This is a genomic window from Labrenzia sp. THAF187b (assembly GCF_009363375.1).
In the GTDB taxonomy this organism is placed as follows: domain Bacteria; phylum Pseudomonadota; class Alphaproteobacteria; order Rhizobiales; family Stappiaceae; genus Roseibium; species Roseibium algicola.
Genome location: NZ_CP045344.1, coordinates 2,024,413 through 2,040,000 on the forward strand (window position 1 = coordinate 2,024,413; position 15,588 = coordinate 2,040,000).

Below are 15,588 nucleotides of genomic sequence, written 5' to 3' on the forward strand. Positions count from 1 at the left end.
GTTTGAAGCGGGATCAACGGGGGCGCTATGCGCAGCAACCTAGCCGGACCGCGCCTTCTGCTCCGTCGGCTTCGCGAAGTCATGGCGGAGCCGATCACGGCGCAGGAGCGACTCGACAAGATCGTGGTGTTGATCGCCTCGAACGTCGTCGCGGAAGTCTGTTCCGTTTATATCCTGCGCGCCGATGGTGTTCTCGAACTCTATGCGACCGAAGGTCTGAAGAGCGAAGCGGTCCACAATGCCTCGCTGCGCGTCGGCCAGGGTCTTGTCGGCCTGATCGCGGCCGAAGCCCGGCCGCTGAACCTGCCCAACGCCAGTGCCCACCCGGGCTTTGCCTATCTGCCGGAAACGGGTGAAGAGGCCTATAATTCCTTCCTCGGTGTGCCGATCCTGAGGGCCGGCCGGACACTTGGCGTGCTTGTCGTCCAGAACAAGTCTCACCGGACCTATCTGGAAGACGAAGTCGAAGCGCTGCAGACGACGGCCATGGTGATCGCCGAAATGGTGGCCGCCGGCGAACTGGAAGCCATTTCCCAGAAGGCCACCGGTCTGGATCTTTCCCGGCCGATCACCTCCAACGGTGTTGGCCTTGCCGAAGGTGTCGGCCTCGGTCATGTGGTTCTGCATGAACCGCGTGTCGTCGTCACGAACCTGATCGCTGAAGATACGGACCGGGAAAAGGGGCGCCTGGAAGCTGCCATCAACCGGCTGCGGCTTTCGATCGACGATCTGCTGGCCAGCGGAGAGATCGCGGCCATCGGCGAGCACCGCGAGGTGCTGGAAGCCTACCGCATGTTTGCTTACGACCGCGGCTGGATCCGGAAGATCGAGGAAGCGATCCGCAACGGCCTGACCGCCGAGGCTGCCGTCGAAAAGGTCCAGAGTGACACGCGCGCCCGGATGCTGCGCCAGACCGATCCGTATCTGCGTGAGCGCCTGCACGACCTCGACGACCTTGCCCACAGGCTTATCCGCGAACTCATGGGCCGCGAACACGGCCCGGGCCTGGATGAACTGCCCCAGGATGCGATCGTCGTTGGCCGCAACATGGGTGCGGCGGAACTGCTGGACTACGGCCGCGACCGCATTCGCGGCCTGGTGCTGGAAGAGGGCGGTCCGACAAGCCACGTGACCATCGTTGCCAGGGCGCTCGGTATCCCGACGGTCGGACTCGTGGATGATATCGTCAGCCTGGCCGATGGCGGCGACGCGATCATCGTGGATGGCGACACCGGCGAAGTGCACTTGCGCCCGGCCGCCGATCTGGAAAATGCCTACGCGGAAAAAGTCCGCTTCCGTGCGCGGCGACAGGCCCAGTACCGGCGCCTGCGCAACAAGCCGTCCGTCACGCGGGACGGCGTCGACATCTCGCTTCAGATGAATGCGGGTCTTCTCGTCGACCTGCCGCACCTGGATGAGGCTGGCGCAGCCGGGGTAGGCCTGTTCCGCACCGAACTGCAGTTCATGGTGGCGTCTTCGTTCCCGCGCATGCGGGAGCAGCAGTCCCAGTACAGCCAGGTTCTCGATGCGGCGGCGGGCCGGCCGGTTACGTTCCGCTCGCTCGATATCGGCGGTGACAAGGTGCTGCCGTATCTACGCTCGATCCAGGAGGAAAACCCGGCGATGGGCTGGCGCGCACTGCGCCTCGGCCTTGATCGGCCGGGCCTGCTCAGAACCCAGATCCGAGCTTTGCTGCATGCGGCCGCTGGCCGGGACCTGAAACTGATGTTCCCGATGGTCGCCGTGGTCGATGAATTCCTGCAGGCCAAATCGTTGGTGGACAAGGAAGTCAAACACCTGCGCCGCCACGGTCACGCCACGCCGGAAAACATCCGCCTGGGCGTGATGGTGGAAGTGCCTTCGCTGCTGTTCCAACTGGAAGAGCTGATGGGCCATGTCGACTTCGTGTCTGTCGGTTCCAACGATCTGTTCCAGTTCTTCTGTGCGGTCGACCGGGGCAACACGCGTGTTGCCGACAGGTTCGACACATTGGGCGTCGGCTTCCTACGGGCCTTGAAATCCATCGTGGATGCCGCAAATAAGGCTCATGTGCCCGTGACCCTTTGCGGAGAGCTTGCAGGCCGTCCGCTTGAAGGCATGGCGCTGATCGGCCTGGGATTCAGGGACCTTTCCATGGCGCCCGCGTCTCTTGGGCCGGTGAAAGCCATGCTTCGGACCCTCGATGCCGGCCGCCTGTCCGCCAGGTTGCTGCCGCGACTGGAGCCGGGACACGATGACAGCAACATACGGGAAGTGTTGAAGCGCTTTGCCGCCGAAACCGATGTTGCCCTTTAGCGCTAACGGGCGTAACTCACCGTCAAAGCGATAATTTCTGGAGAATCAGCGCGTATGCTGGCGCGTCACAAACTTGATACCCTGCTGGACCGGTTCGCTGAACTCGAACACATGATGTCCGCCAATCCGGATCCGGGCGCTTATGTAAAGCTGTCGCGGGAATATGCCGGACTGGAGCCGTTGGTCGGCAAAATCCGTGCATTGATCAAGGCGGAACAGGATCTGGCCGGTGCAAAGTCACTGGTGCAGGATCCGTCCTCCGACGCGGAAATGCGCGAGCTTGCCGAGATGGAGCGCGACGAGCTGGAAGAGCGCGTCGAAGAACTGGCCCAGGATGTACGCATCGGGCTGTTGCCGAAGGACGAGGCGGACTCCAACGATGCCATCCTGGAAGTGCGGGCGGGGACCGGCGGCGACGAGGCGGCTCTCTTTGCCGGTGATCTCTTCCGCATGTACCAGCGTTATGCCGAACTTCAGGGCTGGAAGGTGGAAATCCTGTCTGCCAGCGAAGGTGAAGTCGGCGGCTACAAGGAAGTGATCGCGTCCGTTTCCGGCGACAACGTTTTTGCCAAGATGAAATTCGAGTCCGGTGTTCACCGGGTGCAACGGGTGCCAGCGACCGAGTCGGGCGGACGTATTCATACGTCGGCGGCAACCGTTGCCGTGCTGCCTCAGGCGGAGGACGTCGATATCGACGTTCAGGAGAGCGACTTGAGGATCGACACCTATCGCGCATCGGGCGCAGGTGGTCAGCACGTCAACACGACCGATTCTGCCGTGCGCATCACGCACTTGCCGACGGGTATCGTCGTCGCCGTTCAGGATGAACGCTCGCAGCACAAGAACAAGGCGCGAGCCATGCAGCTTCTGCGGGCGCGCATCTATGACGAGGAGCGCGAGCGGGCTGCGAGCGAGCGGACCGAGGCCCGGCGCCTACAGGTCGGGTCCGGCGACCGATCGGAGCGTATCCGCACCTACAACTACCCGCAGGGCCGCGTGACAGATCATCGTATCGGCTTGACGCTCTACAAGCTGGAGCAGATCCTTTCCGGGGAAGCACTCGGCGAGGTCATCGAGCCGTTGATCCTGGACCACCAGGCCAATCTTCTGGCAACCGAAGAGGCCTGAGGTGACCATCGGCCAGCTTTACCGGTCCGTGCGCGACCGGTTTCGGGTGGCCGGTTTGCCGACACCGGAACTGGATGCAAGGCTTCTGGTCAGCGCGGCGCTCGAGCTGCCCCTGTCGGATCTTGTCTTTCGAGAACAGGAAGAGGCAGCACCTGGTGCGGCCGAACTTGCAGAGGCCCATGCGCGGAAACGCCTGGAAGGCATGCCCGTCGGCCGGATACTCGGAGAACGAGATTTCTACGGTCGGCGATTTTGTTTGAACGAGGCAACGCTGGAGCCCCGGCCGGACACTGAAACCCTGATCGATGCCGTTCTGGAAAGATGTGCTCCTGAAGAAGCACCGTTTATCTGCGATATCGGCACGGGCACGGGAGCGATCGCCGTCACGTTGCTGGCCGAGTTGCCCCGAAGCCGGATGATCGCGGTGGACCTCTCGGAACAGGCGCTTGAATGTGCTGCAGGCAACGCCTCTCTGCACGGCGTGGAAGACCGGTTTCTTCCCGTGCGGGCGGACTATACCTCCGCCCTGCGGCCGGAAAGCGGCTTCGACTGGGTCGTCAGCAACCCGCCCTATATCCGCAGCGCTGTCCTCGCCGAGTTATCGCGCGAAGTGATTCAGCATGACCCGAAGCTTGCTCTTGACGGCGGCGAGGACGGCCTGACAGCCTATGTTCGTATTGTCACGGATGCGGTGAAGCTGCTGCGCCCGGGCGGTTGGATTGCTCTCGAAATCGGCTTCGATCAAGGAGAGGAGCTGAAAAAACAGCTGCGTCATCATGGCTTTGTAGAGATTGAAATCATTAAAGATCTTTCCGGAAACGACCGTGTCGTGGTGGGGCGCAGGCTCTAATTTTGCGGATTTGATCCAAAGGCGAAAAAGCACTTGGAAATCGCAACGGAAACGGGTACGTTCCTCTTGCCGAGACCGGAAATGTTATCAGCGTTTAGCGGGGCATGCGCATCCGGCAGCTGGGAACCGGCGCAACTTCAGCGTTTTGGAAACCGTTGCAAATCGGACTATCCGGTGTTTCGGACTGTCGAAGAAAAAGACAATCGCGTTGGCCAGCGGCCTTTAGCGCGCTGCGTATGTTTTCAATGACAGCCGCTAACCAGCATTGTTGGTTTCGGCAGGTATTTCGTGTCGGTTTTAGGCAATTCCGATGTTGGGTCAGCGTCAAGCTGACCGCCGTTCCTTAAGAGAAAACGGCAGGATGAGACCAGGTAATCAAAGCAATAAGCGTATGCGCGGACGGGGCCGCAAGGGCCCAAATCCGTTAACCCGGACTTACGAATCAAACGGTCCTGATGTGAAAATCCGCGGTACTGCGATGCACGTTGCAGAGAAGTACCAGCAGCTTGCACGGGATGCCCAGGCATCCGGCGACCGGGTGATGTCCGAGAACTATAACCAGCATGCGGAGCACTATCTGCGCATTGTGGCTGCCGCGCAGCCGCAACAGCAGCCGATGGCGCATGCCTCTTCCCGCAACGAAGCCGAAGACGGTTTCGAAGCCGCGGCAACGAATGGCTCAGGCCACTCCAATGGTACAGAACGGCCTTCCCAGGACGTGTCCTCCTCGGACAACGACCTGATGGATGCCGACAGCCCGCAGCCTTTCATCGACGACATGCCTGTCATCGATCAAGAAGGTAAGGTCAACGGCGCTTCCCAGAAGGCAGAGAAAGCCGAAGCCGGCGACGACGAAGCGGACGAAAAGCCGCGCCGCCGCCCCCGGACACCTCGTGCGCGCACGCCGCGCCGGGCTTCCGGTGATCAGGCTGACGCAGGCCAGGCTACGGCGGAAGCCGCGGACGGTGCTGAAGCTTCCGGCGGTTCCGACGAAGCGGATCAGCCGAAACCGCGCCGCCGGGTTGCGCGCCCGCGCCGTGCCAAGGCAGCTGAAGAGGCTCCGGCCGAGGCACCTGCCGGAGAATGATCCGGTAGATAGTCAGCCTCGATAAAGCTGAAACAGATAAAACGGCGTCCATGATGGGCGCCGTTTTTTGTTTGCCTTGCAGACATCCGTTCCGGACGGCACAGAATAAGATGCCGCAGGGGCTTTTGTGGTGAATATGCAACACTATATTAGAGGAGCAGCACTGCAAAAGGCTGTGCGGATGCCCGTATCAGGGGTCCGTATTCCAGATCGTTCCCCACGCTTCGGGTGGTGCGGACGGGTAGGAGGTAACTTATGAACTTTGAAAAATACACTGAGCGTGCGCGCGGTTTTGTTCAGTCCGCTCAGACCTTTGCCTTGGGGCGGGGCCATCAGCAATTCGCACCTGAACACATCCTGAAGGTTCTTCTGGATGATCCCGAAGGCATGGCCAGTGGCCTGATCGACCGTGCCGGCGGCAACGCCAAGGCATTGAAGGGCGATCTTGAAGGCCTTCTGGACAAGATGCCGAAAGTTTCCGGTGGTTCCGGACAGCTTTACATGGGCCAGGCAACCGCACGCCTGTTCGAGCAAGCCGAGAAGATCGCCGACAAGGCCGGAGACAGTTTCGTCACCGTGGAGCGGCTTCTGCTCGCCCTTGCCATGGACAGCGACAGCGAAACCGGCAAGCTGATGAAGCGGCACGGCATTACGCCAAACGGACTGAACGAGGCGATCAACCAGCTTCGCCAGGGCCGGACGGCCGATACCGCAACTGCCGAAAACCAGTATGACGCGCTGAAGAAATTCGCTCGGGATCTGACCCAGGTTGCCCGGGAAGGCAAACTCGACCCGGTGATCGGCCGTGACGAGGAAATCCGCCGGACCATCCAGGTCCTGTCGCGCCGTACCAAGAACAACCCGGTTCTGATTGGTGAACCAGGGGTCGGCAAGACTGCGATTGCCGAGGGCCTTGCGCTGCGCATCGTCAATGGCGATGTACCGGAATCACTCAAGGACAAGCAGCTTCTTGCGCTCGACATGGGCTCGCTGATTGCCGGTGCGAAATACCGGGGTGAGTTCGAGGAGCGACTGAAGGGTGTTCTGTCCGAAGTTCAGGCGGCCGCGGGCAAGGTAATCCTGTTCATCGACGAGATGCACACGCTGGTTGGCGCCGGCAAGGCGGATGGGGCCATGGATGCCTCCAACCTCTTGAAACCTGCTCTGGCGCGCGGCGAGCTGCACTGTGTCGGTGCGACGACGCTGGACGAATATCGCAAGCACGTTGAAAAGGATGCCGCTCTGGCGCGCCGGTTCCAGCCGGTGTTCGTGAGTGAGCCGACGGTCGAGGACACGGTTTCGATCCTTCGCGGGATCAAGGAGAAGTACGAACTCCATCACGGGGTCCGTATCACCGACAGTGCCATCGTCTCGGCAGCGTCTCTTTCCAACCGCTACATCACCGACCGGTTCCTGCCGGACAAGGCAATCGATCTTGTGGACGAAGCCGCCAGCCGGCTGCGGATGCAGGTCGACAGCAAGCCGGAGGAACTGGACGAACTGGATCGCCGGATCATCCAGCTCAAGATCGAGCGCGAAGCCCTGAAGGCAGAAAGCGACGAAGCTTCCAAGGATCGTCTGTCCAGGCTCGAGAAGGAGCTGACGGATCTGGAAGAAAAGTCGCAGGCACTCAGCAACCGCTGGCTGGGCGAGAAGGAAAAGCTGAACCTTGAACAGAAGATCAAGGAACAGCTGGAACAGGCCCGCATCGACCTGGAAATCGCGCAGCGTCGCGGTGATCTGGCCAAGGCTGGTGAGCTTGCCTACGGCGTGGTTCCGGAGCTGGAACGCAAACTCGCCGAAGCGGAAGCTTCAGAGGATGCCGATGCCATGGTCGATGAAGCCGTTACGCCGGCTCACATTGCCCAGGTCGTTTCGAAGTGGACCGGTATTCCGGTCGACAAGATGCTGGAAGGCGAGCGCGAAAAGCTGCTTCAGATGGAAGACATGCTGGCGAACCGGGTCATCGGCCAGGCAGAAGCCATTCATGCGGTTTCCACTGCAGTGCGCCGGTCGCGTGCCGGCCTTCAGGATCCGAACCGGCCGATCGGCTCGTTCATGTTCCTCGGGCCGACCGGTGTCGGCAAGACCGAGCTGACGAAGGCACTTGCGTCGTTCCTCTTTGACGACGACAGCGCGATGGTGCGGATCGACATGTCGGAATACATGGAGAAGCACTCCGTTTCCCGTCTGATCGGCGCGCCTCCCGGCTATGTCGGATACGAGGAAGGTGGTGCGTTGACGGAAGCCGTTCGGCGGCGCCCGTATCAGGTCGTGCTTTTCGATGAAATCGAAAAGGCGCATAGCGACGTGTTCAACGTGCTGTTGCAGGTGCTGGACGACGGTCGCCTGACCGATGGTCAGGGCCGGACGGTCGACTTCCGCAACACACTGATCATCATGACCTCGAACCTGGGGGCCGAGTATCTGGTCAACCAGCCGGAAGGTCAGGATACGGATGCGGTTCGCGACGAGGTGATGAGTGCCGTGCGGGGTCATTTCCGACCGGAGTTCCTGAACCGGCTCGACGAGATCGTGCTGTTCCATCGCCTGCAGCGGGCGCAGATGGCCGATATTGTCAAGATCCAGCTGGAGCGCCTGCGGGCTCTCCTCAGCGATCGCAAGATCACGCTGAAACTGGACGACGGCGCTCTCGGTTGGCTGGCGCAGAAGGGATACGACCCGGCCTACGGAGCCAGGCCGCTGAAACGGGTGATCCAGAAGGACGTTCAGGATCCTCTCGCCGAAAAACTGCTTGCCGGCGAAATCCTCGACGGCCAGACGGTGGATGTCACGGCTGGGTCAGACCGCCTGATGTTCCAGGTGGAAGGCTCGGAAAGCGCAGCCGCCTGATCTGAGGCAAGCTGAAAGAAATGAAAAGGAAACCCGCGGAAGGTCACTTCCGCGGGTTTTTCGTTTGTGCCTCGATTGGCCCGGGCATTTGCGTTTTGTCAAACGGGCCCGCGAAAAGCTGTGGTATTCATATATTCATAAATATGAAACAATTGCCGCGCTTCGGTGAAACCCGGGGCGGCGGATCCGATCAAGGAGACTCAAATGACAGTCGACCGTGCAGTCATGATGTTTGCAGGTGCCATGGTGCTCTTGTCCCTGGCGCTGGGATTTTACGTTTCGCCCTACTGGTATCTGCTCAACGCCTTTGTCGGCTTGAACCTGATGCAGGCATCCGTCACCGGCTTTTGTCCGGCAGCAATCATTTTCAAGAAGCTCGGCATGAAACCGGGAGTGGCCTTCTCGTAAGGTAGAGGACAAGATGAGCCGCGGTATCTTCATTTTCTTCCTGTTGACGCTGGCTGCAGCGTCGGGTGCCGCGCCGGTGGCTCGAGCCGGCGAATTTCTGGCCGAGCCGATCACCGTACCGGAAACCAAGGCGGTATTTGCCGAGGTCAAAAGCCGGACGGTCGTTCCAGCCCGCGCCCGCATTGGCGGAACCATAAAGACAATTTCCGTGCGCGAGGGCGATGTCGTGACGGCTGACCAGGTCATTGCCCTGGTCGTTGACGAGAAAATTGCACTCGAGCTGGGGGCTGCAGAAGCCCGGATCGAGGTTCTGCGTTCCCAGCTTCACAATGCCCGCACCGAATTGGAGCGTGTGGAGCAACTGGTTGCCCGTGGCAGCGCGGCACAAAGCCGGCTGGACCAGGTGCGCACACAATTCGATGTGGTCACCAACCAGACCGTTGCGGCGGAAGCGGAGATGGCGGTCGTACGCCAGCGCGCCAGCGAAGGCGAAATCCTGGCCCCCAATGCCGGACGCGTTCTGACGGTGCCGGTCACGGAAGGCTCGGTCATTCTGCCGGGAGAGGAGGTCGCCCGGATTGCCAGCGGCCGCTACTTCCTGCGTCTCTCCATCCCGGAACGTCATGCCGCCCAAATAACCTCAGGGGAGAAAGTCCTGCTGGGTGGACGTGGTCTTGACCCCAAGACCGCGGCTGCGGAGACCGGGAGCACCGCAACCCGGCAAACCTTCGGAACGATCGTGAAGGTCTATCCCGAAATTACCGAAGGCCGGGTGACGGCGGATGTCGACGTCGATGGCCTGGGAGACTATTTCGTCAACGAACGCACCCTTGTTCATGTGCCCGTCGGCGAGCGTCAGGTCATTGCGGTGCCGGAAGCTGCTCTCTCGATCCGGCATGGTGTCGATTATGTGCAGGTTGTCGTTCCGGCTGGCTCCCAGGATGTCGCCGTGGTTCCAGGCGCAAATGTTCTTCACGACGGGACGGTTCTGGTCGAAATCCTGACAGGACTGCATGCCGGTGATCGGGTGTTGGTGCCATGAAGCTCGGTTTTGCCGGATGGCTGACCCGATCCTTCATCGGGTCACCGCTCACCCCGCTGTTCCTGATGGCTTCCCTTGCCCTCGGGCTGATTGCTCTTGTTGCCCTGCCACGTGAAGAAGAACCGCAAATCTCCGTGCCGATGGTCGATATTCATGTGGAAGCCAACGGCCTCAATGCGGATGATGCGGTCAAACTGGTGACGGAACCGCTGGAGACGATCGTCAAGGCGATCGATGGTGTCGAGCATATCTATTCCCAGACCCAGGACGACCGTGTGCTGGTAACGGCACGGTTTCTCGTCGGGACCGACGCGGACGCTGCCATCTTGCGCGTGCACGAAAAGATCCGCGCCAACATGGACCGGATCCCCGTCGGCATTCCGGAGCCATTGATTGTTGGCCGGGGTATTGATGATGTCGCCATTGTCGTCGTTACGCTGACGCCGACACCGGGGGGCGCCGAGCGGTGGACGGCAAACGGGTTGACCCGGATCGCGCGTGAACTTCAGACCGAAATCGCCAAGCTCTCGGACATCGGTCTCACGTTCATCGTCGGGGAGTAGCCGGAAGCCATTCGCGTTGAACCTGACCCGGAAAAACTGTCGCTTTACGGCATCACGCTGCAGCAGCTGGCTGCCAAGATCGAGGGCGCCAACAAGTCCTTCCGCGCAGGCTATGTCCGCGAAGCCGGAGAGCAGCGCGTTCTGGTCGCCGGGGAGACGTTGCAATCGGCCGAAGAGATCGGAAATCTCTTCCTGACCGCCCGTGATGCCCGGCCCGTTTATGTGCGTGATGTCGCCCGCATCGACCTTGCCACTCAACCGGCAGAGCACAGGGTCGCCCATATTCGCAAGCAAGATGGAGCATTGACCTTGGCGCCGGCGGTGTCGCTGGCCATTGCCAAACGACCGGGCACCAATGCGGTGGTGATTTCCGATGAAATCGTCTCACGGCTAGAAGCAATTCGCGGAGATCTCTTTCCCGAAGGCGTGGATATGGAGATCACCCGGAACTACGGTGAGACCGCCAATGAAAAAGCCAATGAACTGCTGTTCCATCTTGGGCTTGCGACAGTCTCCATTGTCGTCCTGATCGCACTGGCGATCGGCTGGCGCGAAGCGCTGGTGACACTGGTGGTGATCCCGACGACGATCCTGCTCACGCTCTTTGCAGCCTACCTGATGGGCTACACCATCAACCGTGTCAGCCTGTTTGCCCTGATTTTTTCCATCGGCATCCTGGTGGACGACGCCATCGTGGTTATCGAGAACATCGCCCGGCACTGGGGCATGGCGGATGATCGCAGCCGGACGCAAGCCGCGGTGGAGGCGGTGGCGGAAGTCGGCAACCCGACCATCATCGCAACGCTGACGGTCATCGTCGCCCTTTTGCCGATGCTGTTCGTTTCAGGCTTGATGGGCTCCTATATGGCGCCGATTCCCGCCAATGCGTCGGCAGCGATGCTGTTTTCGTTCTTTGTTGCCGTGATGCTGACACCCTGGCTGATGATGAAATTCGCTGGCCGCGGCGGAGGCCATTCCCATGCGCCTGCGGCCCATGGCGGGGCTCTGGGGCGTGTTTACGCGAAACTCGCCAGACTGTTGATCGGTTCGCGCCTGCGCGCCTGGGGCTTTCTGCTGATCGTCGGCGTCTGCACCATCGGTTCGCTTGCGCTGTTCTATACCACCGACGTTACCGTGAAACTGCTTCCATTCGACAACAAGGCGGAGCTGCAGGTGCTTGCCGATCTGCCGGAAGGGTCTTCTGTCGAGGACACGGACAGGGTTCTTCAGGAGATTGTCGCCCGTTTGGGAGAGGTGCCTGAAATCCTGTCGTTCCAGACCTATGCCGGCACTGCCTCGCCTTTCAATTTCAACGGACTGGTTCGCCACTACTATCTGCGGGCACTGCCTGAACAGGGTGACGTGCAGATCAATCTCACCGAGAAGGGGGAGCGGGACCGGACCAGTCATGACATCGCGCTGGATATCCGGGAGATGCTGACAGGTCTCGACCTTCCCGCCGGTACCGTGTTGAAGGTGGTGGAGCCGCCCCCGGGGCCGCCGGTGCTGGCGACGCTGCTTGCGGAAATCTATGGGCCCGACGCCGATACCAGGCGCGCGGTTGCAAGCAAGGTTCGCCAGGCCTTCGAGGACGTGCCGTTCATCGTGGACGTGGATGATTCCTTTGGAACCCAGGCCGACCGGGTGCGCATCGCCATCGATCAGGACCGGCTTGAATATCACCGGGTCGAGCAGGGAGATGTCTTCGACACCGTCCGGCGTCTCTATGGTGGAACGGAGGTCGGTTATTCGCATCGAGGCCGGGCGCGTTATCCGATTCCGATCCGAATCCATCTAGCCAGGGGCGACATGGTGATCGGTGAAGCGGTGCTTGCAACGCCGGTGCCGGCCAATGCATTGCCCGGAAGCCGGGGCGTGATCGAGCTTGGCGACGTGGTGACGGTTCGCAGGGAAAAGACATCCTTTCCGGTGTTCCGCCACAACGGGCGTGCGGTTGAAATGGTAACCGGTGAACTGGCCGGTGCGTTCGAAGCACCGGTTTACGGGATGCTGGCTGTTGGACAAAAGATCCAGGACATGGATTGGGGACCTGACGGCGAACCGGTGATCTCGTTCCATGGTCAGCCCGAAGACGAAACGCGGCCAACCCTCCTTTGGGATGGCGAGTGGGAAGTTACATGGGTGACTTTCCGGGACATGGGAGGTGCCTTCATGGTGGCGATCCTGGGCATCTACTTCCTTGTGGTGGCCCAGTTCGGTTCCTTCAAACTGCCGCTCGTAATCCTGACGCCAATTCCGCTGACGCTGATCGGCATCATGCTGGGGCACTGGCTGTTTGCTGCGCCATTCACGGCGACATCGATGATCGGCTTCATTGCGCTTGCCGGCATCATCGTGCGCAACTCCATATTGCTGGTCGATTTCATCCAGCATTCGCGCACGCCCGACAAGCCGCTTCTGGACGTTCTGCTGGAAGCCGGGGCAATCCGCTTCAAGCCGATCCTGTTGACAGCGCTTGCCGCCATGATCGGTGCAGCAGTTATCCTCACCGACCCGATATTTCAGGGGCTGGCGATCTCGCTGCTCTTCGGTCTGGCATCGTCGACGATCCTGACGGTTCTGGTGATCCCGGCGATCTACATGGCTCTGCGCCGCGGGAAGGCACGACAAAAGGAAGTGTCGGAAGCTGGATGAGCGGCAGGTTGATTGTCGCCGGCGTCAAGCTGGTGCTGATCCCTCAGGCGGGGATTGAATGATCGAAGCCTGTCTGGAATGCGGACATGAACAAGTTCGGCCGGGGCACCAAGGCCCCGGCCGAACTTTGTTTTTCATGAGTGTCAGTTGATGGCAGCGATCCGCGACGGCTTGCGGACACGATCCAGCAAGGTGTCGACGCGGTAGCGCTCGGTTTCGAACGCTGTGCGCATTTCACCATCCAGCGTGCGGCCCTTCGGCAGCTTGATACGCATCGGATCCATGTAACGGCCGTTGACGAGCACTTCATAGTGCAGGTGCGGGCCTGTCGACAGGCCGGTGGAGCCGACATATCCGATGATCTGGCCCTGGGTGACCTTGGATCCTTCACGGATGCCGCTGCCAAAACCACTCATGTGGTTATAGGTCGTGGTGTAGCCGTTCGTGTGCTGCAGCTCGATACGGCGGCCATAGCCGGAGCTCCAGCCGGCCTTGACGATTGTGCCGTTCCCGGCCGCCATGATCGGCGTTCCGCGCGAAGCAGACCAGTCCACACCGCGGTGCATCTTGGTGTAGCCATGGATCGGGTGGCGACGCATGCCGAAACCGGAGCGGAACTTGCCGCCATTGAGCGGCTTGCGGATAAGAAACTTCTTGGCGCTCTGACCGGTGTCATCATAGAAATCGGTCACGCCATCGTCAGGCGTGCGGAACCGGTAGAATTCCCGTGTGGTGTTGCCGGTGTTGAGCGCGGCATACAGGATCTTCGGCGGGCTGTTGTCGTCGCCGTCGGTGAAGAACAGCTCAAGGGCGTCGCCCGGCTGGACCCGCGCATTGAAGTCGACGTCAAAGGAGAACATGCGCACCAGATCGTTGATGATCTCTTCAGGCATGTCCTGTTCGAGAGCCGTCTGGTAAAGGCTGTCGTAGATTGCCGGGGTCGGGCCGCCATAGGAAACGCGGTCGGCTTCTTCAAAGGCATCAGCAAGGAACGTGCTCGGTTCCTTGGCTTCGATATAGGCGCCGCTGTCCGAGCGGGCGACCGTAGCGCGGTGCTCCGTGTTCTCATAAAGGCTGACGCGTTCAGGACGCATCCGCTCCAGATCGTCCGGCGACGGTGCATAGGCGATCCGCAATCTTTGTCCTTCAGTCAGGTCCGAAATGCCGAACAGGCTTGAGAAGGCGGTCGAGATTGCAAGTGCTTCATCTTCGGTCGCGTCATAATCCATCATGACGTCGACCAGATCCTGGTCCTTGGTTACGGGAACGATGCTTTCGTCCATCCCGGCAAAGCGGATGTCCTCGTCCTGTTTGGACACGAAGGAAACGTTTTCCGGCGTGATGCGCACGGCGTAGCGTTCCAGGTCGGGCTGCAGGGCGAGATTGAAATCGAAGCGGCCCGGATCAACCAGGGATTTCGCCGCCATTTCGACAGCGTCAATAGAAAGAGTGCGCGCGGTTTCGCGAACGGCAAGCTCAACTTCGGTTTCGGAGGGTGTCCGGTCGAGGTCTATGTCCCCGCTGGAAGACGGGAAGGGGGCAAGTGAAATGCTGACTTCGCTTTCCAGCTTTGCACCATAAATGGAATCGGCTGGAAGCGGAGTGCCGGTTTCGGCAACACTGATGCCGCCATCATCGTCGTTATTGTCAGCGAACATGTTCAACGGATTGAACGGGGGAATGCGCTCCGCGAGTTCCGGATCCTTGCGGGTCGCAAGCGTTGCGCTGACGAAGACATGCGGCTGGACACGAATGTGATCCCTGTCACCTTCGCGGGTGACCACATTAACGTCGATGACATGCTTGCTGGAATATTCGGCTGCGGTGCGAAGGACGCGATCGCCCTTGGCGCCGCCGCTCGACAGGGCAAAGCCGTTCACAAATGCACCGGACGAGGGCGCGGCTTCCACACTGTATTGACCGTCGAGTGCCGCCATGAGGGCTCCACCCATCAAAACAAGTGATGTGACGCCTGTTAGGACGGTACCTGCAAACCAGCGCAAAGACACCTGCCGACGGTCGGACATGCCACTGCGGCCTTCGTAGCCGCGCAGCGGCGGCTCTTCACCTAACTCTATGCGTAGGGTCTGCGCGCTATGGAAGGGCCCCAAATGCATTAATACCTGTCCGGTCCTTTTAAGCTATCGCGTCAATCCGAGGCCCGCAGCCCCGGGCCACGGCCAGTATGTTTCAGCGGCGCTAAACATAACAGATCCTGCTACATGCAGTGTTTGATTTAAATCGTCAATTGTTTCTGCACGGATGCCCACGAGGCGAACCGCTTCGAGATGGTGGGTTACGAGCAGAATTTGTCGGTTCTGTGGTCGCAATAGGGCTAGGTGTCTTCTTTATAAGGGGGCTCATACGGGAGGCTGTGGGCACTCCCGTATTCCCGGAGCAAAAAAGACAAAAGGAAATCGAAAAAATTCCCGGGAGAAGACGAGGCTCCGGGACTAAATCGATGATTTAGATAAGGGAATCCGTACGTTTCAGCTTGTGTGAATCTTTTTTGACAAAGAGTGTTGACTCATCTTCAGGCCATGCGTATAACGCCCTCCATCGACGGCGGCGCCGCCAACACGGCGCTCCTCGCTGTTGGTTCTACCAAACAACTTTGCCGCAGCGACCTGGCAACAGGGAAGTGGTTCGGCGTCTTTGGTTGAAGGCTTTAAAGCCGCATTTGCTGACTGGCGAATGGTTCTTTGAC

General features: G+C 60.2%; 8 protein-coding genes and 1 pseudogene. 8 read left to right on the plus strand and 1 reads right to left on the minus strand.

The genetic code is table 11. The features are described from left to right. The first annotated feature begins 27 nt into the window (after positions 1 to 27). The 8 genes and pseudogenes from ptsP to FIV03_RS09490 all read left to right on the plus strand — a co-directional run bounded on the left by ptsP (position 28) and on the right by FIV03_RS09490 (position 12,881). Positions 28 to 2,295 (plus strand): phosphoenolpyruvate--protein phosphotransferase, encoded by a 2,268-nt coding sequence (gene ptsP, locus FIV03_RS09455; RefSeq protein WP_152509386.1) that lies wholly within the window; start codon positions 28 to 30, stop codon positions 2,293 to 2,295. A gap of 54 nt (positions 2,296 to 2,349) precedes the next feature. Beyond that, positions 2,350 to 3,423 carry a peptide chain release factor 1 gene (gene prfA / locus FIV03_RS09460; protein WP_023002990.1) on the plus strand — a complete coding sequence of 358 codons (1,074 nt, stop codon included), beginning with the start codon at positions 2,350 to 2,352 and terminating at the stop codon, positions 3,421 to 3,423. 1 nt (position 3,424) lies between these two features. Further along, positions 3,425 to 4,273: a peptide chain release factor N(5)-glutamine methyltransferase gene (gene prmC / locus FIV03_RS09465; RefSeq protein WP_152509387.1), complete on the plus strand. Its 849-nt coding sequence runs from the start codon at positions 3,425 to 3,427 to the stop codon at positions 4,271 to 4,273. A 391-nt stretch (positions 4,274 to 4,664) separates the two neighbouring features. Then, the gene (locus tag FIV03_RS09470; RefSeq protein ID WP_152509388.1) at positions 4,665 to 5,360 is read left to right on the plus strand and encodes a DUF4167 domain-containing protein; all 696 of its coding nucleotides are present in this window, start codon (positions 4,665 to 4,667) and stop codon (positions 5,358 to 5,360) included. A gap of 255 nt (positions 5,361 to 5,615) precedes the next feature. Continuing rightward, a complete protein-coding gene (gene clpB, locus FIV03_RS09475; RefSeq protein ID WP_152509389.1) occupies positions 5,616 to 8,213 on the plus strand; it encodes an ATP-dependent chaperone ClpB in 2,598 nt (865 codons plus the stop codon). A gap of 204 nt (positions 8,214 to 8,417) precedes the next feature. Continuing rightward, positions 8,418 to 8,621, plus strand: a complete 204-nt coding sequence (locus FIV03_RS09480) for a DUF2892 domain-containing protein (protein WP_152505406.1) — start codon at positions 8,418 to 8,420, stop codon at positions 8,619 to 8,621. A 13-nt stretch (positions 8,622 to 8,634) separates the two neighbouring features. Next, positions 8,635 to 9,663 (plus strand): efflux RND transporter periplasmic adaptor subunit, encoded by a 1,029-nt coding sequence (locus tag FIV03_RS09485; protein ID WP_152509390.1) that lies wholly within the window; start codon positions 8,635 to 8,637, stop codon positions 9,661 to 9,663. Next, positions 9,660 to 12,881 (plus strand): annotated as a pseudogene (locus FIV03_RS09490) (efflux RND transporter permease subunit). The gene FIV03_RS09485 and the pseudogene FIV03_RS09490 overlap by 4 nt, the downstream one beginning before the upstream one ends. A gap of 143 nt (positions 12,882 to 13,024) precedes the next feature. On the opposite strand, the gene FIV03_RS09495 reads toward FIV03_RS09490, so the two are convergent. Beyond that, positions 13,025 to 14,818, minus strand: coding sequence for a M23 family metallopeptidase (locus tag FIV03_RS09495; protein ID WP_209009921.1), 1,794 nt, complete (start codon positions 14,816 to 14,818; stop codon positions 13,025 to 13,027). Positions 14,819 to 15,588: the final 770 nt, after the last annotated feature.

Excerpts from the sequence above, each read along its gene's own strand:
- prfA (WP_023002990.1), top strand. The coding sequence starts at position 2,350 with ATGCTGGCGCGTCACAAACTTGATACCCTGCTGGACCGGTTCGCTGAA.
- FIV03_RS09485 (WP_152509390.1), top strand. The coding sequence starts at position 8,635 with ATGAGCCGCGGTATCTTCATTTTCTTCCTGTTGACGCTGGCTGCAGCG.
- FIV03_RS09470 (WP_152509388.1), top strand. The coding sequence starts at position 4,665 with ATGCGCGGACGGGGCCGCAAGGGCCCAAATCCGTTAACCCGGACTTAC.
- ptsP (WP_152509386.1), top strand. The coding sequence starts at position 28 with ATGCGCAGCAACCTAGCCGGACCGCGCCTTCTGCTCCGTCGGCTTCGC.
- FIV03_RS09480 (WP_152505406.1), top strand. The coding sequence starts at position 8,418 with ATGACAGTCGACCGTGCAGTCATGATGTTTGCAGGTGCCATGGTGCTC.
- FIV03_RS09495 (WP_209009921.1), bottom strand. The coding sequence starts at position 14,818 with ATGGCGGCACTCGACGGTCAATACAGTGTGGAAGCCGCGCCCTCGTCC.
- clpB (WP_152509389.1), top strand. The coding sequence starts at position 5,616 with ATGAACTTTGAAAAATACACTGAGCGTGCGCGCGGTTTTGTTCAGTCC.